The sequence below is a fragment of the Lysobacter sp. Soil_N_51 genome (assembly GCF_057655755.1).
Genome location: NZ_JBDGLR010000006.1, coordinates 349,983 through 367,913 on the forward strand (window position 1 = coordinate 349,983; position 17,931 = coordinate 367,913).

At 65.6% G+C, this 17,931-nt stretch carries 20 protein-coding genes; 1 reads left to right on the forward strand and 19 read right to left on the reverse strand.

Annotation, left to right across the window (positions count from 1 at the left end):
• Nucleotides 1-322 precede the first annotated feature (322 nt).
• The 5 genes from AC3A4T_RS13370 to mgtE all read right to left on the reverse strand — a co-directional run bounded on the left by AC3A4T_RS13370 (nt 323) and on the right by mgtE (nt 4,953).
• On the reverse strand, nt 323-751 hold the full coding sequence (locus tag AC3A4T_RS13370; RefSeq protein WP_487675831.1) for a hypothetical protein: 429 nt from the start codon (nt 749-751) through the stop codon (nt 323-325).
• Between the two features lie 103 nt (nt 752-854).
• Complete coding sequence (locus AC3A4T_RS13375; protein WP_487675832.1) at nt 855-1,385, reverse strand: hypothetical protein; 531 nt, start codon at nt 1,383-1,385, stop codon at nt 855-857.
• A gap of 204 nt (nt 1,386-1,589) precedes the next feature.
• Entirely contained in the window at nt 1,590-2,318 is a 729-nt protein-coding gene (locus AC3A4T_RS13380) for a carboxylesterase family protein (protein WP_487675833.1), read from the reverse strand.
• A gap of 244 nt (nt 2,319-2,562) precedes the next feature.
• Nucleotides 2,563-3,255, reverse strand: coding sequence for a hypothetical protein (locus tag AC3A4T_RS13385; protein ID WP_487675834.1), 693 nt, complete (start codon nt 3,253-3,255; stop codon nt 2,563-2,565).
• Nucleotides 3,256-3,591: 336 nt separating this feature from the next.
• On the reverse strand, nt 3,592-4,953 hold the full coding sequence (mgtE, locus tag AC3A4T_RS13390; RefSeq protein ID WP_056117139.1) for a magnesium transporter: 1,362 nt from the start codon (nt 4,951-4,953) through the stop codon (nt 3,592-3,594).
• Nucleotides 4,954-5,429: 476 nt separating this feature from the next.
• On the opposite strand from mgtE, the gene AC3A4T_RS13395 reads away from it, so the two are divergent.
• Entirely contained in the window at nt 5,430-6,659 is a 1,230-nt protein-coding gene (locus tag AC3A4T_RS13395; protein WP_487675835.1) for a hypothetical protein, read from the forward strand.
• 108 nt (nt 6,660-6,767) lie between these two features.
• Here AC3A4T_RS13395 and ptsP read toward each other — a convergent pair whose 3' ends face one another.
• From ptsP to AC3A4T_RS13465, 14 genes are all read right to left on the reverse strand, one after another.
• Nucleotides 6,768-8,480 carry a phosphoenolpyruvate--protein phosphotransferase gene (gene ptsP, locus AC3A4T_RS13400; RefSeq protein ID WP_487675836.1) on the reverse strand — a complete coding sequence of 571 codons (1,713 nt, stop codon included), beginning with the start codon at nt 8,478-8,480 and terminating at the stop codon, nt 6,768-6,770.
• 13 nt (nt 8,481-8,493) lie between these two features.
• Nucleotides 8,494-8,763, reverse strand: coding sequence for an HPr family phosphocarrier protein (locus AC3A4T_RS13405; RefSeq protein ID WP_036102321.1), 270 nt, complete (start codon nt 8,761-8,763; stop codon nt 8,494-8,496).
• A gap of 133 nt (nt 8,764-8,896) precedes the next feature.
• Nucleotides 8,897-9,289: a PTS sugar transporter subunit IIA gene (locus AC3A4T_RS13410; protein WP_487675837.1), complete on the reverse strand. Its 393-nt coding sequence runs from the start codon at nt 9,287-9,289 to the stop codon at nt 8,897-8,899.
• 308 nt (nt 9,290-9,597) lie between these two features.
• Entirely contained in the window at nt 9,598-9,879 is a 282-nt protein-coding gene (locus tag AC3A4T_RS13415) for a hypothetical protein (protein WP_487675838.1), read from the reverse strand.
• Nucleotides 9,880-9,952: 73 nt separating this feature from the next.
• Entirely contained in the window at nt 9,953-10,357 is a 405-nt protein-coding gene (locus AC3A4T_RS13420) for a hypothetical protein (RefSeq protein WP_487675839.1), read from the reverse strand.
• A gap of 252 nt (nt 10,358-10,609) precedes the next feature.
• Nucleotides 10,610-11,476 (reverse strand): RNase adapter RapZ, encoded by an 867-nt coding sequence (gene rapZ / locus AC3A4T_RS13425; RefSeq protein WP_036102735.1) that lies wholly within the window; start codon nt 11,474-11,476, stop codon nt 10,610-10,612.
• A 95-nt stretch (nt 11,477-11,571) separates the two neighbouring features.
• On the reverse strand, nt 11,572-12,522 hold the full coding sequence (gene hprK, locus AC3A4T_RS13430) for an HPr(Ser) kinase/phosphatase (RefSeq protein ID WP_056117125.1): 951 nt from the start codon (nt 12,520-12,522) through the stop codon (nt 11,572-11,574).
• Nucleotides 12,523-12,794: 272 nt separating this feature from the next.
• The gene (locus AC3A4T_RS13435) at nt 12,795-13,259 is read right to left on the reverse strand and encodes a PTS sugar transporter subunit IIA (protein ID WP_487675840.1); all 465 of its coding nucleotides are present in this window, start codon (nt 13,257-13,259) and stop codon (nt 12,795-12,797) included.
• Nucleotides 13,260-13,311: 52 nt separating this feature from the next.
• The gene (hpf, locus tag AC3A4T_RS13440; RefSeq protein WP_036102305.1) at nt 13,312-13,638 is read right to left on the reverse strand and encodes a ribosome hibernation-promoting factor, HPF/YfiA family; all 327 of its coding nucleotides are present in this window, start codon (nt 13,636-13,638) and stop codon (nt 13,312-13,314) included.
• A gap of 420 nt (nt 13,639-14,058) precedes the next feature.
• Nucleotides 14,059-15,495, reverse strand: coding sequence for an RNA polymerase factor sigma-54 (locus AC3A4T_RS13445; RefSeq protein ID WP_487675841.1), 1,437 nt, complete (start codon nt 15,493-15,495; stop codon nt 14,059-14,061).
• Nucleotides 15,496-15,586: 91 nt separating this feature from the next.
• On the reverse strand, nt 15,587-16,306 hold the full coding sequence (gene lptB, locus AC3A4T_RS13450) for an LPS export ABC transporter ATP-binding protein (RefSeq protein WP_056117120.1): 720 nt from the start codon (nt 16,304-16,306) through the stop codon (nt 15,587-15,589).
• Nucleotides 16,306-16,833 carry a lipopolysaccharide transport periplasmic protein LptA gene (gene lptA, locus AC3A4T_RS13455; protein WP_046655774.1) on the reverse strand — a complete coding sequence of 176 codons (528 nt, stop codon included), beginning with the start codon at nt 16,831-16,833 and terminating at the stop codon, nt 16,306-16,308. Before lptA ends, lptB begins: the two co-directional genes overlap by 1 nt.
• Complete coding sequence (gene lptC, locus AC3A4T_RS13460; protein ID WP_487675842.1) at nt 16,814-17,377, reverse strand: LPS export ABC transporter periplasmic protein LptC; 564 nt, start codon at nt 17,375-17,377, stop codon at nt 16,814-16,816. The genes lptA and lptC overlap by 20 nt, the downstream gene beginning before the upstream one ends.
• Complete coding sequence (locus AC3A4T_RS13465) at nt 17,374-17,922, reverse strand: KdsC family phosphatase (protein WP_487675843.1); 549 nt, start codon at nt 17,920-17,922, stop codon at nt 17,374-17,376. The genes lptC and AC3A4T_RS13465 overlap by 4 nt, the downstream gene beginning before the upstream one ends.
• Between the last annotated feature and the right edge of the window lie 9 nt (nt 17,923-17,931).

The window sequence follows — 17,931 nt, forward strand, 5'->3', positions numbered from 1 at the left end:
GCTTCAAGAAGGCCGTCAACATGCCCCCTGGCAAGCGAGCTGAGCACGTCCTGGCAAACTCTTGAGGCAGCAGATTGCTCCAGGGATGCTGTGCCGGCTCGGTGATGCGCAGTCCCATATCGTTCAAGCGCCACTTTAGCCAGCGGGTTCTCAGCGGCACCCGCGGCATCAGATAGGGCCTGTCCATGCAGAAGGTAAGGAGTGGCGATGCGCAGACGCTCTAGTGTCACCTCAATCCGGTCAACATTCGATCTGACGTCACTAGACAGCGTTGCGTAGACCAGCAGAGGCAACAGGGAGCGCTCTGGCATGTCCGATCTACTCAGCGCACTTCGACCGATCCCGTCGCTGACCTCTCTATCGTCACCCAAGCCAGCGCCCCCTCACCTCCGCCAGCCTTGCGGTCCCAGATACGCACGGCCAGTCGAACTGCCCCCTTGAAACAGCTGGCAGTAATGCCCTCAATTGTTCGACGAGCCACCGCTTTATTCGCCTTGTCGAGGATGGACGAAGAGACGGGCTTGCCGCTGAAGCTAAGTGAATCGATTGCGCTGTAGTAGCCAGCTCGATCGTGTCGTTGACCGAAGCCGACGGCGGCGTCACCAGGCATGTTCGATTGCTTGTCACAGTAGAACGACGCTGACTGATTGGCGAAGTAGGCGGGTCGGAACGTGGAGCCGTAGCTTTGAGAACAAGCGCTCGATGCATAGAACAAGCTGCTTGCGAGAATTACCGTCCTGGCAATTTTCATGCGTGTTCGCTCTCTGGGTTCTGTAGAAGAAATCTTATTGAAGAAAGGGCGGGAGCAACTCGCTACCGCGCCTCACACTAATCAACTTGTATTGGTAGATCTACTATGGGCAATATTCAGGTTGCAGGTCCGGGTCTACCCGCTCTCCGAGGGTTGTAGTGGGCTTCGGATGCAGGTATTTGGGTTTATCCACATACTCGTAACTGCGCAACTTTCCCGTCGTGTCGATCACGTACAGATCGAGGTGGGAGGGGTTTGCGCCGAGCGCGACAAGGTTGTCAGCCGTCCCCCAATCGGTGTCGGACGGATTCCGATTGGTGTCCGCCTCGTACTGAGTATTGCCGTAGATATTGACCGGATGATTGTGCATGATCGCCACGATCTGCGCAGGAGCGAAGCCAAGTTTGGCAATCTCAACGTTGACGCCGGCCCCGCCAGCATAGACCTCACTGGTTCGTAAAGTGCCGTTAGCGTCGCGGTAGACAAACGCCATGTACTCCTTATTCTGCCAATCCAGCTGCTTTACACCGCGCATGAAGTTCGCAGCAAGCTGGTCGGCGTAAATCTGCTGTTGTGCTGCGTCTGGCGACTGGCAAATAGGTGTTACTCCGCCATCGCTGCCGCCTGTCCCCATCGATTCCTTTCTGCAAGCGCGCGGCAATCGCCGGCGAATAGTTCTGAGCGATAACAGAAATGCTAGATAGAATCATGGCGAATTAATAGACAGGCTTTCAGTGATCTTCGGGGCGCTCAGCGCCACGTCATGTGCGTGAGTTTGATCAGTCCAATCAACGGTTGTCCGTTGAAGCAGCGCTGTATTTGCTTGATGAAAGAGTGCTCACGGCCGGCGCTGCGCGAACACCCACGGCCACAACTCCGCCGTCGCATACGCCGGGTCCCAGGAATTGTGGTCGGCGTCGGGGAATTCGGTGTAGCGCACGTCGGCGCCGGCGCGCTTGAGCGCGGCGTTCATGTCGCGCGAGTAACTCGGCGGTACCACGTCGTCCTGCGCGCCATGGAAAATCCAGAACGGGATGCCGCGCAGCTTGCGCGCGGCGGCGTCCAGGTCCAGGGCGCCGCCCAGCGCGGCGATGCGTTCGGCGTCGTAGGCTTTCGGCGGATCGTAGCCGCCACAGATCGGCACCACCGCGGCGAAGCGGTCGGGTTGCATCAAGGCCAGTTCGTAGCTCGCATAGCCGCCCATCGACAGGCCGGTCAGCACGATGCGTTTGGGATCGGCGTTGAACTCGGCTTCGGCGCGGTCGAGGATCTTCAGCGCGGTGCCGGCGAAACGGTCGGCATCGATCTGATCGGTATGCATCTGCGGGAACACCACGATCGCCGGGAAGTCGTCCATTCGCTCGCGCACGATCGGGCCGAGCCCGACCTCGACCTGCTTGCGGTTGTCGTCGCCGCGTTCGCCAGAGCCGTGCAGGAAAACGATCAGCGCGGGCCGTTCGCCGCCGGCCTTGAGCGAGGGCACGAACACTTGATAGCGATGCACGACGCCGTGGTTGAGCACCAGTTCGCGGCTGAGGAAGCGGCCGTGTTCGCGTGAATCGGTCATGACGGTGGACTCCGATGGCGGGGTTCGCGGCGACGGCGCATGGCTGCACGCGGCGATCAGCGCGATCGAAGCGGACCACAACAGCGCGGCGGCGAATCGCAGCGGGCGACAACGGCGCATCGGCATCCTCCGGGGCGGGATATCCGCATCATCGGTTGGGGGCGTCAACGATTCAAGCGTGTGCCGGTTGACTGTCGCAAGCGATTCGCGGCCATGCGACACGATCCGCAACGGCGTGGCCGATTCAGACCGGCGCGGTCAGACGTTCATGCAACAGGCGCTGCGCCGTCAGGATCGCTTCGGCGCTGAGTTGGAACTTGCGTTTCGGCGCGCTGTTCGCGTTCCAGGCGAAGCGGCGCCACAGCGCCAGCGGCACGCCGTTTTCGACGCTCCAGCCTTGCAGACGGCGCAGCAGGGTTTCGGTGTAGGCGTACAGGGCCAGCGCTTCGCGCAGGTCGGCGTCGCGCATCAGCGCGCTCACTTCGGATTCTTCGAGCAGGCGTTCGTGTTCGAGCGCCAGGGCATCGAGGCAGTCGCGCATGCGCCGATCGGCGCGGCGCTGATCGCCGCTGCTGAGCGGGCGCGAGCGCAGGCTCGGTCCGTGGATGAACCAGCTGCACATCTGGCAGAAACAATGCGCGTCCGGCGAATACCGACGCAGGCCCGGCTCGGCGACCAAGCGATGGCCGTCGCTCAGGTAGCTGGCGAACAGGTTGCAGAATTCGCTCAGATGCTCGCGTCGCGGGCGCGCGTCGGGCGGGAATTCGGCGTAGTGGCGTTCGATCCATGCGGCGGCGGCGCGGGGATCGTCGGCGTAGGCGTGGGCCGCGTCGAATGCGATGAAGCCGCGCTGGATGCCGTCGGCCATCCAGCGCAGCAGGGCGTAGCTGCGCGCCTGCAGGTCTACCGCGTGTTCGAGAGTGTCGGATTGAAACATGCGCGCAAGCTTAGTGCGCGGGTTTACAGGCGGCGATGCCGTTGGTCCGGGTGCGAGTGGTTGCGACGATTGCGCGACGCGATGATTCGAACTTTTTTTCCGTCATCCCCGCGAAGGCGGGGATCCAGAGACTTCAGAGTCATGCCTGGATGAAGCCCTGGATATTCGGCTTCGCCGAAGTAAAGCGGAGCCCGCCTTCGCGGGAATGACGAGCTTGAAGATGATCAGCGCGGGATGATGGGTTCGGGTTGCAGTGTACGGCGCGGTTCGTGCGGTCTTTTGGCTATGCCCGCACGTTCGTCTGCAGGCTGATGCACCGACTCGAGGCCGATGGCCTCAATGCAACAAGATGAGCGTCGCCAACCCCAGGAAGCTCAGGAAGCCCATCACGTCGGTCAGCGTGGTCAGCATGACGCCGCCGGCCAGCGCGGGATCGAAGCCCAGTCGCTTGAGGGTGATCGGCACCAGCACGCCGCCAGCCGCGGCGGTGAGCATGTTGATGGTCAGCGCGGCGCCGATCACCAGCGACAGGCCGGGTTGGCGGAACCAGATCAGCACGACCACGCCCAGGATGATGCCCAGCACCAGGCCGTTGATCAGCGCGACCGCGAGTTCCTTGCGCAGCAGCACGCCGAGGTTGGAGGCGCCGATCTGGCCCAGGGCGAGGCCGCGGATCATCAGCGCGAGCACCTGGGTGCCGGCGTTGCCGCCCATGCCGGCGACGATCGGCATCAACGCGGCCAGCGCGACCAGCTTGGCGATGGAGTCTTCGAACTGGCCGACCACGCTGGAGGCCAGGAACGCGGTGCACAGATTGATCGACAGCCAGATCAGGCGGCGCCGGAACGCGCGCCGCACCGGACTGAACAGGTCTTCGTCCTCGTCCAGGCCGGCCGCGCTCAAGGCCTGGTGTTCGGCCTCTTCGCGGATGATGTCGACCACGTCATCGATGGTGATGCGGCCGAGCAGGATGTTGTTGTCGTCGACGACCGGGGCGCTGATCCAGTCGTGATCGGAGAATTGGCGCGCGACTTCGCTGGCGGTTTCGCCGACGTCGATCGCGGGTTGTTCGTCGTCGATCAGTTTGTTGATCGCGCTGCCGGGTTCGTGGGTGAGCAGCGCGGCCAGGGCGATGCGGCCCAGGTATTGATGGCGGCGGCTGACCACGTACAGGTGATCGGTATGCTCGGGCAGTTCGCCGCGCAGGCGCAGATAACGCAGCACCACGTCGATGGTGGTGTCGGCACGCACCGTCACCACGTCCGGGTTCATCAGGCGGCCGGCGGTGTCTTCCGGGTACGACAGAACCTGTTCGAGCCGCTCGCGGTTCTCGCGGTCCATCGACTTGAGCACTTCGTCGATGACCGTGTCGGGCAGGTCTTCGACCAGGTCGGCCAAGTCGTCGATATCGAGGTCTTCGACCGCGGCGACGATTTCGTCGGTGTCCATGTCCGCGAGCAGGCTCTCGCGCACTTCCTCGCCGACGTGGACCAGGACCTCGCCGTCGTCCTCCGGATCGACCAGGCCCCAGACGATGACGCGCTTGCCCGGCGGCAATGATTCGAGCAGGTTGCCGATCTCGGCCGGCGACAGGGTGTTGACCAGCCGCCGCACCGGACCCAGCCGACCGCTGTCGAGCGCGTCGGAAAGCAGGCGCAGCTGACGTGCGGTCTTGTCGTGGCGGACGGCTTCGGCCAATGCGGTACTTCCTGGCGGGTGACGGACGCGGCCACGAAGCCGGCGGGGGTCAAACGATCACCCCGCCATTATCTCTTGTGGCGCTGTCAAAGCCCAGTCTAGAAGCCGGACGCGATATGCGGGGTGACGACGCGCGGGCGTGGGCGGTTGCGGCGAGCGTTTCGGGCCGCATGCGCGATCGGGGCCGGTATGTACGGCGGCGCTGAACGCCGACATCCGCGGCGGTCGCATGGCCACGCCGGCACGCGTTGAGTGATCGCATGCGTTCGGCTGACGTCTCAAACGAAAAATCTCGCCAGAACGATGAGCCGGTCCGCTCCCCTTTTCCGAGTCATGTGAGGCAGCCCAGATGCGCGCCGCCGATGAGGCCTTGCCCGGGAGGGACCCGCCCAGTTGCCCACCGTCATTGAAGACACCTGCTCATCCATCTCGAACCGGCCGGTCGCCGATTCGAATCACTGCCTAAGGACGATGTCATGAACAAGCTTTTGTTGATCGCCGCCGCTTTGCTGGTCGGGGCTCCGCTGCTCGCCTCGGCGACGGCCTATGTCCCGCGTCCCGCCTACGCCGGCGTGTACCAGACCTACAACCCCACGATTACCGATTATTTCTATACGACCAACTACCCCGAGTCCTATGCCTCGCTGTCCAACGGCTATACCAGCCAGGGCACGCCGTTCTACATCGAACAAACCCCGCAGGCGCATACGATCCCGCTGCACCGCTACTGGAAGGGCGCGCCGAGCACCGAGCACGTCTACATCACGCCCGACCAATACCCGCAGGACCTGGTCAACGTCACCAACGCCGGCTACACCTACCAGGGCATCGCCGGTTACATCTATCCCAAGTCGCTGGTCGACAATCTGGCGCCGCAGTTGCTCGCCGGGATGTATCCGCTGTATCGCCTGGTCAAGTTCAACGGTGCCAACAACGATCTGCAGCACAAGTTCACCATCTCCGAGAGCGAGAAGAACACGCTGATCGCCCAGGGCTGGAGCTTCGATCATGTCGAAGGTTACGTGCCCCGCTGGACGATCAACGCGCAGTTCATCGGCGGATTTCCGACCTTCACCGGTGGCCACGTCATGACCCGCCGTTGCGCGGCGGGCGCGCAATGCCCGGGCGGTGCATCGTTCCGCGACGGCTACAACGGTTACAAGTTCGTCAACTCGACCAGCAAGCCGGCCGGCACGACCACCCAGGTCATGAGCTTCGATCTGTTCAGCCCGGATCTGTTCAGCACCGGTCAGCAGGAGCACATCGCGATCGGTCTGCACGGGCACTGGAACATCGACCTGAGCAATATCGATAACGTCTCCAACCCGGCCAATAACCACCACGCGCTGGGCATCATCATCGGCGCCTCGTCGTGCGGTCTCAACGTACGGGTGGAAGCGTTCTGGCCCACCGGCAACAACCTGTCGCCCTGCAATGGACAGGGCAACATGCTCAACAACCAGACCTATCGCTTCCGCATCGCGGTCACCGACAGCGGCATGATCAGCTACACCGTGCATACGATCAGCCCGAGCGGTTTCGTCATCGCCCAGGTCGCCAGCGACGTGGTCAACGGCAGTGCTCTGTTCACTGGCAAGAACTACTCCTTCCCCAGCGGCGACACCGGCTACTTCATCATTCCGGCGACGATGGCCCTCAACGATTACTCGGTCTACTTCAGTAACCTCAATGTGACCTGGCAGTAAGCGCCGATGCAGTGGGATGCAACGCAAACGGGCCTTCGGGCCCGTTTTCGTTTGCGTCGGTTGTCGCGCGCGGTGCGAGGGCCGCGCGCATCGCGCGGCGGGCTCGGGTCAGGACTTGTTGAGCCAGGCTTCGATGCCGGCGCGATCCTTGGCCCGCAACAGCGCGGGTGCGCGCTTGCGCAGCGATTCCAGGTCGAGGCCGCGGATCGCCCGGCGCAGCTCCAGCAAGGTCGCCGGATGCAGGCTGAATTCCTCCAGCCCCAACGCCAGCAACAACGGCGCGAAGTTGGAATCGCCGGCCATTTCGCCGCACACCGCGACCGGTTTGCCGCGCGCCTTGGCCAGCCGGATCACGTCGCGGATCACCCGCAGCACCGCCGGGTGCAGCGGGGTGTAAAGATCGCTGAGCGCTTCGTTGTTGCGATCGACCGCGAGCAGGTACTGGACCAGATCGTTGGTGCCGATCGAGAGGAAATCGATCAGACCGATGAAACCGGGCAGGGCGATCGCCGCGGCCGGCACTTCGATCATCGCGCCCAGCGGCGTGTGATCGGCGATCTCGTGGCCCTGCTTGCGCAAATCGCCGGCGACCTTCTTGAGCAGCTTGCGGACCGTGCTGACTTCCTCGGTCGAGCTGATCATCGGCACCAGGATCCGCACCGGGCCGTAGCCCGAGGCGCGCAGGATCGCGCGCAATTGAGTCTCGAGCAGGCCATCGCGCGCCAGCGACAGGCGTACGCCGCGCACGCCGAGCGCCGGGTTGGGTTCGTCGCGCAGCGCCAGGCCGGTCTTGTCGGCCTTGTCGGCGCCCAGGTCGAGGGTGCGGATGGTGACGGTGCGGCCGGTCATGCCGAGCACGACGTCGCGGTAGACGCGGAACTGTTCGTCCTCGTCGGGCAGTTCGTTGCGCTGCAGGAACAGGAATTCGGTGCGGTACAGGCCCACCCCGGCCGCGCCGAGCGCATGCGCCTCGGCCACGTCCTCGCGCGACTCGGCGTTGGCGTACAGCTTGATGTCGACGCCGTCGAGGGTGCGGGTGGGCTCGCGGCGCAGGCGGTGCAACTGCTTGCGTTCGCGCGCCAGCTCGCGGGTGCGCGCGCGGTGCGCGCGCAGGTCCTCGGCATTGGGTTCGAGGATCACCGTGCCGGTGCTGCCGTCGACCACCAGCGCATCGCCGTCGTTGATCTTCAGCAGCGCATGCGCGGTGCCGACGATCAGCGGCAGGTGCAGGCTGCGCGCCAGGATCGCGCTGTGCGACAGGGTGCTGCCGGCGGCGGTGACGATCGCCATGACCCCTTGCGCCTGCAGCTGCGCCAGTTCGGCCGGGGCGACGTTATCGGTGACCAAAATCTCGCCGGCCACGCCGGAGGTGTCGTGATCGCGGCGATGCAGCGCGGCATGGATGCGTCCGATCACCTGATCGATATCGTCCACGCGGCTGCGGAAATACGCATCGTCCATCGCCTCGAACACCGAGGCGATGCGGTCGCGTTGCAGGCGCAGGGCGTAGTCGGCGGCGTAGTGGCCGGTGCGGATCAGTTCGTCCAGGCCCTGCAGCAGTTCGGGATCGTCGAGCAGCAGCGTGTGCAGGTCGAGGAATTCGCCGACCTCGTGGGCGAGCGCGCCGTGCAGGCGGTCGCGCAGCGCGTGCATCTCGCTGCGCACGATGTCGATGGCGGTGTGCAGGCGCGCGAGTTCGGTTTCGACCTGGCCGGCGCCGATGCGTTCCTCGGCGACTTCCAGTGCATGCGGCAGGCGGACCCGGGCGCGACCGAGCGCGCTGCCTCTGGATGCGCCGTGACCTTGGAATAGCTGCCGCATGCGCGCCCCCGGCTCAGCTGTCTTCGTCGAAGCGACGATCGAACAGCGCCGTCACCGCCTCGGCGGCGTTGGCTTCGTCTTCGCCTTCGACGCGGAGTTTGACGTGGGTGCCCTGGCCGGCGGCGAGCAGCATCACGCCCATGATGCTCTTGGCGTTGACCTCGCGGCCCTTGGCGGTGAGCGTGGCGTTGCTGCGGAAACCCGACAGCACCTGCACCAGCTTGGCGGTGGCGCGGGCGTGCAGGCCCAGTCGGTTGGAAACGGTGAGTTCGCGTTCGATCATGTCGGGGTCCTCAGGCAATGGTCAAACGCAGCGTGCGTGGCGGTGCGGGTGTGCGTTGTCGCGGTCGCGTCATGCGGTTTCAGGTCTTCCAAACAGGGGGCTTCCAACGGTGTGGTGATCGGGGGGCTTGCGCTCAGGCATCGTCGAGTATCACACCGTTGCGGGCGCCGGCCGCGGCGACCGCGGGCAATTGGTCCAGTTCCAGCTCGGCGTAGTTCATGACCCGCAGCAGCATCGGCAGATTCAACGCCGACACGCGGCGCACCGGCGTGCCCAGGCGCGCGAGCCGCGCGGCCAGGTTGCTCGGCGAGGCGCCGTACAGATCGGTGAGCACCAGCACGCCGTCGCCATCGTCGACCCGGCGCAGGGCCGCGCTCGCCGCCGGCAGCAGGCTGTCCAGATCGGCATCGAACGGCACCTCCAGCGCTTCGGTGCGCAGCGGCAACGGATTCAACAGACGGTTGGCCACCGACAGCAGTGCGCTGCCGATTCCGGAATGAGTGATGAGGAGGACGCCGACGGACATGGCTCCAACTTAGCAGAGCACGGTGACAGGCCGGAAGCTCCCTGTGCGGTGTTTGCGCGTCCGGCCGCGTTCTCGTGCGGACGTCGGTCCGGTGAATGCGCCGGGGCGCCTGGCCATGACTGGATTGGCGGGCGGGCCGGCGGCGTTGTTGCGCCACTGGGACAGCGTGTCGGATGCATACGGGCTGGATGCGCGAGTCCATGCATGAGGGCCGGCCGGCCCGATCCGCGCGGCGTTCCGCGGGGCGTGGCGCGAGCGCAAAAAACGGGCAGCCAACAGGCTGCCCGTCGGGGTGGATCGAACCGCCGTTACTGCTTGGGCGGCGTCTGGCTGTCCGCCGGCGGTGGCGCGTTCGGATCGTTGGGTTGCGGGTTCGATGGCGGCATGTCGTTCGGCGGGGTATCGGCCGGCGGCGGCAACTCGCCGGGAGGCGTGGTGTCGGCCGGCGCGGTGGTGTCGCTGGGCGCGGTCGCGGCGGGGCCGGCGGCGGTCGGCTCGGCCGGCTTGTTGCAGGCGCTCAGCAGGCCGGCGGCGAGCAACGCGCTCAGGATCGCCGCGAGCGGACGCGGACGGGGCAGGGGAATGTTCATCGTAGTTGGAATCCTTTGCTGATCGGATCAGCGCTGTGTGGGAGATGGGGCGACGCGGGCTCGCATCGCGAAGTTATTTTTCGTCGACCACCTTGCCGCGCTCGGCCGGCTTGTTCTGCCCGGCCGGGTACTCGTTCGGCGACAGCGCGCCGTCGCCGTCGAGGTCGCGGACCGAGAAATTGGCCGCCAGCAACGCGTCTAGCGCGGCCTCGTCGCGGCTGATCTTGCCGTCGCCGTTCGCGTCGAGTTCGGTGAAGGTGGCGGTGCCGACCGCGGTGTCGGGCGCGGGCGGAGTGCGGCTGTCGCCGCGCTGATCGTTGACCGGCGGCTCGGTGCGCTGCATCGACGCATCGCGTGGGGTGGTCGGGCTGTGTTGCGCGAACGCGGTCGAACTCAGGCTCAGGCTTGCAAGCGCGAGCAGGGACGCGCTCATCAGCGGTCTCAGTGTCTGGCTGAGGCTGCGGGTCATGGGATTCATGTCGCGGCTCCGTAGCGGGGGAAGGCCGGAGGTTGTCTCCGTGCGATTCCGACCCTACGTGGCGGCATGCAAGCATCGCGGCATGGCGATGGGAAAATTTCGTAAGTCCACGCGCGCGGCGGGCGATCGGCTTATCGACGATTCAGTCCGCGGTTGCGTGTGCATAGGATCGCGCGCATCGCGGCGCGGGCGATGTGCGTGCGCACACTCAAGCTATCGGGCCGCGCGATCGCGGCAACCCGCGCGTTTGCCTCAATCCAGCTCGCGATGATGCACCGCGACTTCGTTCCAGCCGCGGGTGCGCGCGTGCTCGGCCAGGCGTTCGGCCAGATACACCGAGCGATGGCGTCCGCCGGTGCAGCCGAAGGCGATGGTCGCGTAGCTGCGGGTGCTGTCGGCCTGCAGGCGCGGCAGCCAGGTGTCGAGGAACTGGCTGATCTGCTCGACGTACAGATTCACGTCGGCCTGCGCTTCCATGTAATCGCGCACGCCGCCGTCGCGGCCCGACAGCGGGCGCAATGCCGGATTCCAGTGCGGATTGGGCAATGCGCGCGCGTCGAACACGAAGTCCGCATCGGCCGGCACGCCGCGGCGATAGGCGAAGGATTCGAACAACAACGACATGCCCGCTTCGCCGCCGAGGCCGAATTCGGTGATGACGTGGCGGCGCAGCTGATGGATGTTGAGCTCGCTTGTGTCGACGATCGCATCGGCGATCTGGCGCAGCGGCTTGAGCACCTGGCGTTCCAGCGAGATCGCATCGGCCAGGGCCAGTCCGAACTGGCTCAGCGGGTGGCGCCGGCGGGTGTCGGCGTAGCGCTTGAGCAGCACCGCGTCGCTGGATTCGAAATACACCAGCTTCGGATCGGCGCCGAGCGCGCCGACCGCCGACAGCCATTCCGGAATATTGGCCAGATCGCTGTGGCGGTTGCGCACGTCGATGCCGACCGCGAGCTTGGTCGGCATGCCGTCCTCGGCCTTGATCACGTTCTGCACGAACTGCGGCAGCAGCTCGGCCGGCAGATTGTCGACGCAGTAGAAGCCCAGGTCTTCGAAGGTGTTGAGCGCCACCGACTTGCCCGAGCCGGACATGCCGCTGACGATCACCAGGGTGAACATACTGGGTTCGAGCAGGCCGGATTCGAGCGGGCCGGATTCGAGCCGCGCGGGTTCGGTCGGCGCGTGCGGGCCGGCGCCATGGGATGAGGTCGTGCTCACGATTCGCCGCGCTCCAGGAAGTTGCTGTGCCGGGCGATGAAGGCCGCGGCCGGGTCGAGCCCTTTCATGCGCAAGCTGTGCAGGCGCGTGGCCGCTTCGGTCAGCACCGCCAGGTTGCGGCCGGGCATGACCGGCAGGGTGATCATCGGCACGTCCAGGTCCAGCACCCGACGCAGGCCGGTGTCGCCGGTCAGACGCTCGATGCCGGCCGGCTTGGGCTCGCTCATCGGCTTGGTCAGATGCACGATCAGGCGCAGGTATTTGTTGTTCTTCACCGCGGTGTCGCCGAACATCTGGCGGATATTGAGCACGCCCAGGCCGCGCACTTCCAGCAGGTCCTGCAGCATGTCCGGGCAGGTGCCGTCGAGCACGTCGGGGGCGATCTGGGTGAACTCGGGCGCATCGTCGGCGACCAACCGATGCCCGCGCGTCACCAATTCCAGCGCCAACTCGCTTTTGCCCGAGCCCGATTCGCCGGTGATCAACACGCCGATCGAATAGATCTCCATGAACACGCCGTGCAGGGTGATCTGCGGCGCCAGCGCGCGGGCCAGATGGTATTGCAGGTGATTGAGCAACTCGTGCCCGCGCCGCGGCGACACCCACAGCGGGGTGTCGGTTTCCTCGGCGGCGATGCGCAGGTCCTCGGGGCAGGGCTGGTCCTTGCTGATGACCAGCGCCAGCGGCCGGAACTGGATGATCTTCTCGATCGTTTCCCAGCGCAGCCGCGAATCCAGCCCGTCCAGCCAGGTCAGTTCCTCGGTGCCGAGGATCTGGACCTTGTTCGGGTAGATCGCATTGAGATAGCCGGCCAGCGACGGCCGTCGAGCGACCGTATTGACCGCCTCGACCAGCCGCCCGTCACCGCGTTGGCCGGCCAGCCAGCGCAGCGCCAGGCGGTCGCGCTGCTGTTCGAACAGTTCGCCTGCACGGATGCTTTTGCTCATGGGGCAAGTTTACGAGCAAAGGGCGGTGGTGTCGCACCGGGGGCGTTCTCAGTATGCGTTGCCCATGGCCGCTTTGGATAAGGGGGCGAGCGCCCGGCGTGGGTTCGAAGTCGAGTCGATGCCACAGCGCGGGGGATTCGCTTTTGTCTTGCGCGAGTTGCTGAGCAAAAAGCAAAAGCAAAAAAGCAAACCCCCGCTGGCTCCCCTTTTACAACGGGGGATCGGCAGGTGGGAACTAGATGGTCGAAAAGGGGCGCCGAGTTGCCTGAAACTCAAGCCGCGCTACGACGACAATAATCCAGCAACCGATAACTCAACTCGGCCACGTTCGGCGCGCCGCGCAATCGCTCGCGAAACGCTTCGTCGGCGAAGCGTTCGGCCAGTTCGGCCAGCAATTGCAGATGCTGTTGCACGTGATGCTCGGGCACGGCCATCGCCAGCACCAGATCCACCGGCTGGCCGTCGGCCGCGCCGAAATCCACCGGTTGCGCGAGCCGCAAAAAGGCCGCACGGCTGTGTTCGAACAGCGGCGTGCGGCCGTGTGGGATGGCCACGCCATGGCCGATCGCGGTACTGGCCAGTGCTTCGCGTTCCTGCAGGCCCTTGCTGAGCGCGGCGGTCATTTGCGGATGGCCTTCGCAAAGCAGCTGCGCGGCGGTATCAAGCACTGCGTTGCGATCGCCGGGTCGTTCCAGGATGACAACGCGCTGTGCGCTCAACAAATCGTAAAGCGGCATGGCGGCGTGCTTGAGTGGCTGGCGGAAAGCGGGCGCGGAAGGACGGGAAGGGTCAGCCGAATTCGCCGCTGCGGGCGAGGCTTTCGCCGCGATGATGATCGACCTGCTTGCTCTTGTGCTTCATCAATGCGCGGTCGAGTTTGTCGGCGAGCAGATCGATGGCGGCGTACATGTCGATGGTGGCGGCGTCGCAGTGCAGGGTGCGTCCGGCGATCAGGACGGTGGCTTCGGCTCGATGGTCGGGCTTGTCGAGGCTGAGCTGGATTCGCACGTCGAAGGGTTGGTCGTAGTGGCGTTGCAGACGGGCCAGCTTGGTTTCAACGTAATCACGCAGCGGAGCGGTGACTTCAATCTGCTGGCCGTGGGTTTCGATACGCATCGGGGACCTCCTTCACGTCGCGGGTGAATGCAGAAACGTGTTCCGACCGGTCTTGCCGGACCGAAATGGAACCGGGTGACGCCCTGGCCGTTGAACCACCGACCAGGGAGTCCAGCATCGCACGCTGAGCCTGCGGCGCAAGAGGCCGGCGTAACCCTTTGGTCTTATCCCGGGCGGAAATGCTTGATCGGCCAAGCGTTTTCAAGGGATGTAAAAGTTTTGAAATGGCTCAACTCGGCAAGGTCGGGCGTTTGCGCGGGGCCGGTGAGATCGGGTGAGCGAGCGCTGCAACCCTTGGCGGATAAAGATTGCGCAGTTTTTCGAGGCGCGCGCGGCCGCGGCCCGACGCCTGGCCGGGGCAGTGACTGTTCCAGATGAGCCGATGTTACGGCCGTGCGAAAACGGCCGCGCGCCCCGGCCTCAGGCCATGCGCACGCGATCCTGTGAGGACGGAATGCTCATCGCTTCGCGGTACTTGGCGACGGTGCGGCGCGCGACCGGCACGCCGGTGGCCTTCAAGGTTTCGGCCAGGCGCGCGTCCGACAGCGGCTTGCGCGGGTTCTCCGCTTCGATCAGGCGCCGGATCATCGCCTGGATCGCGGTGCTGGACGCTTCGCCGCCGGAACCGGTGTCGATGCCCGAGGCGAAGAACGCGCGCAGCGGCATGGTGCCGCGCGGCGTGCGCGCGTACTTGCGCGCGATCGCGCGCGAGACCGTGGATTCGTGCAGGCCGACTTCGGTGGCGACTTCGCGCAAGGTCAGCGGCCGCAGCGCGCTATCGCCGAATTCAAGGAACGCGGCTTGTTGCTTGAGCAGGCAGCGCGCCACTTTCAGCAAGGTATCGCCGCGCGCTTCCAGACTTTTGAGCAACCAGCGCGCTTCCTGCAGATGACCGCGCAGGTAACTCGCATCCGACGCGCTGGCGTGGCGGATCATGCCTTCGTAGCCGCGATGGATCGAGATGCGCGGACGCATCGATTCCGACAACGCGACCCGCCACAGGCCTTGCTGACGCCAGATCACCACGTCGGGCGTGACGTAGGTGTCGGTGGAAATCGCGCCCATCTGCGCGCCCGGACGCGGGTCGAGCGAGCGCAGCAACTGCACCGCGGTGTCGACCTGGGCGGTGTCGAGCTTGAGTTCGCTGGCCAATCCGGCCACGCCGACGCGCGGCAGGCGTTCGAGCGGGCCGCTGGCGATCTGCGCGGCCAGCGCCTTGCCCGGGGTGTTGTCGGGCAAGGTGCCCAGTTGCAGGTTGAGGCACTCGCCGAGCGAACGCGCGGCCACGCCGACCGGGTCGAAACGCTGCACCTGATGCAGCACGGTGACCACTTCGTCTTCGCCGACGCTCAGTTCCGGCGCGAGCGATGCGGCGATCGCATCGAGCGGTTCGCGCAGATAACCGTCGTCGTCGATCGCTTCGATCAGGGCCACGCCGATGCTGCGGTCGCGCTGCGACAGCGGGCTCAGATGCAATTGCCACAGCAGGTGATCGAGCAGGGTCTCGGCATCGGCGACCTGTTCGGCTGCGGGCGAGTCTTCGTCGTGATCGGAGGGGCCGACCCGTTCGTACCACGTCTCGCCGTCGTCCATGGTCCACTCGGGCTCGGCGACCGGCGCTTCGGTAGTGCTGCCGGCCTCGCTGCCGCCGCCTTCCTCGCCGCTGGGCACGACCACGCGCGGCTCGTCCTCGGCCGCGGACGGTTCGGTCCAGTCGAGCAGCGGATTGCTTTCCACGGCGGTCGCGAGCTCGGCCTCAAGTTCCACCGCCGACAACTGCAGCAGGCGAATCGCCTGACGCAATTGCGGCGTCATCACCAGCTGTTGTCCGAGTGAGGCTTGGAGGCGGGGCTTCATCATCGATTGCAGACGCGACCTGAATAGGCGACCAGAGACGGCGGCCGAGTCGCGCGTCGCGGGCGTCGTTACGCGCCCGGCAACCGACAGGTTACAAGCGGAACGTTTCGCCCAGATAGACGCGACGGACATCGGGATTGGCCAGCAGCGCGTCCGGAGCCCCCTGCGCGAGCACGCCGCCGTCGTTGAGGATATACGCACGATCGCAAATGCCCAAGGTTTCGCGCACGTTGTGGTCGGTGATGAGGACACCGATCCCGCGATTCTTGAGGTGGCGCACGATTCGCTGGATCTCGCCGACCGAAATGGGATCGACACCGGCGAAGGGTTCGTCCAGCAGCATCAGGCGCGGGCGTGCAGCCAAAGCGCGCGCGATTTCCACACGACGGCGTTCGCCGCCGGACAGGCTGGCACCGAGCTGGTCGGCGACGTGGGTCACCTGCAGTTCGTCCATCAGACTGCCCAGTTCGCGTTCGATGCCGGCGCGGTCGAGGTCGTCGCGCAGTTCCAGCACTAGGCGCAGGTTGTCGGCGACGCTGAGCTTGCGGAAGACGGAGGGTTCCTGCGGCAGATAACCCACGCCGTACTTGGCGCGCGCGTACATCGGCTCGGCGGTGATGTCCTTGCCGTCGAGCACGATCGAGCCGGCATCGGCCGGCACCAGGCCGACGATCATGTAGAAGCACGTCGTCTTGCCGGCGCCGTTGGGGCCGAGCAGGCCGACCACTTCACCGGCTTCGAGGGTCAGGCCGAAGTCGCGCACGACTTCGCGCTGGCGGTACGCCTTGCGCAGGCCTTGAGCGACCAGCATCAACCGCCTCCCTTGGCCGGCGCGGCGGTCTTGCTCTTGGGTTGCAGGCGCATGTTGACGCGACCGCCGGTGCCGCCGCTCTCGATCTGGCCGGTCTTGGAGTTGTAGACAATGCGTTCGCTCTTGATCGTGTCGCCGGCTTTGTCGACGAAGGCGTTGCCGGTCAGGATGATGATTTCCTTCGGCATGTCGTAGTCGACCTTGTTGGCGCGACCGGCGAACGGCGAACCGTCGTCGAGCTGTTGCTTGATGGTGACCTGCGAGCCGGTCATGGTCACGTAGGTGACCTCGCCGTTGCTGCGCTTGAGGTCGGCCTTGGCGGCGTTGATGACCAGGGTGCCCTGGACGATCTTGACGTTGCCGGTCATCACGCACGGCGCGGTGTCGTTGCTGACCGAGCAGTTGCTGCTGTCGGCGTCGATGTCGGTGGGCTGATTGCGATCCGAGGAGCGCGCGAGCACGGCCGCCGGCGCCAGTGCAACGGCGACCAGGCACAGCGCGAGCAAATTAGCGAGCTTTCGCTTCATAGCGGACCTTGACGTTGGGAATGATGACGTTCTTGGTTTCGAGATCGGCCTGCAATCCCGAGCCATTCATTGTAATACCGGGCTGGAGCATCTTGACCGGGACGGCCGAAGTGGCCTTGTTCGCGTCGGGGAACACGTTCAGTTCCTCGGTGGTGATGTTGATGGGCTTGCCTTCGGCGTTGGTGCTGTCGGCGTGGACCTGTCCGCGCAGGCGCACTTCGTCGGCCTCGGCGCTGACCCAGCCGCGTTGCGACTTCACTTCCCACGGCCCGCCGTTGGCGCCGGGCTTGGCCGGGATCAGGAACACCGGCGTGGTGATGTCCATGGTCTTGACGTTGGGGTCGCGGGTCAGCTTCGGCGCGCGCAGGGTGAACGATTCCTTGCCCTGCTTGTCGAGCACGACCGCCTCGAAATCGTTGAGCACGTAGTCCGGACGCGTGCTGGTGGGAGCGGATGCCGGCTTTTCGCGTTGCGACCACAGCGCCCAGCCGCTGAGCGCGGCGGCGGTGAGCAGGATCAGGGTGAGCATGCCGCGCCAGCTCATCCCAGCGCTCCGGCCAGGATGTCTTCGGCGTGGCCTTGCGCGGCCAGCAGCAGATCGCACAGTTCGCGCGCCGCGCCTTCGCCGCCGCGCGCCACCGTGCGCCAATGCACGCGCTCGCGCACCCACGGGTGCGCGTTGGCCGGCGCGACCGCCAGGCCGACGTGCGGCAGGATCCGCAGATCGGCGAGGTCGTCGCCCATGAAAGCGACCTGTTCCAGCGTGAGCCCCAGGCTCTCGGCGATCAGCTTGACGCAGACCAGCTTGTCCTTGACGTCGCCGTGCGAGGTCGCGCCGAGTTCGGCGGCGCGGTGGGCGGCGATGGCGCCGCCGCGCGCGGTCACGAAATGCACGGCGATGCCGACCTTGCGCAACAGCGCCAAGCCCTGGCCGTCTTGGACATGGAAGCTCTTGTACTCACGCCCGGTGCTGTCGAAGGTCAGCCGACCGTCGGTCAAGGTGCCGTCGACGTCGAAGCAGGCCAGCCGGATGCGCGCGGCGCGTTCGCGGATGGCGGCGGGGTAGTCGTTTAGGTGGCTGTATGGCACGGGATTGGG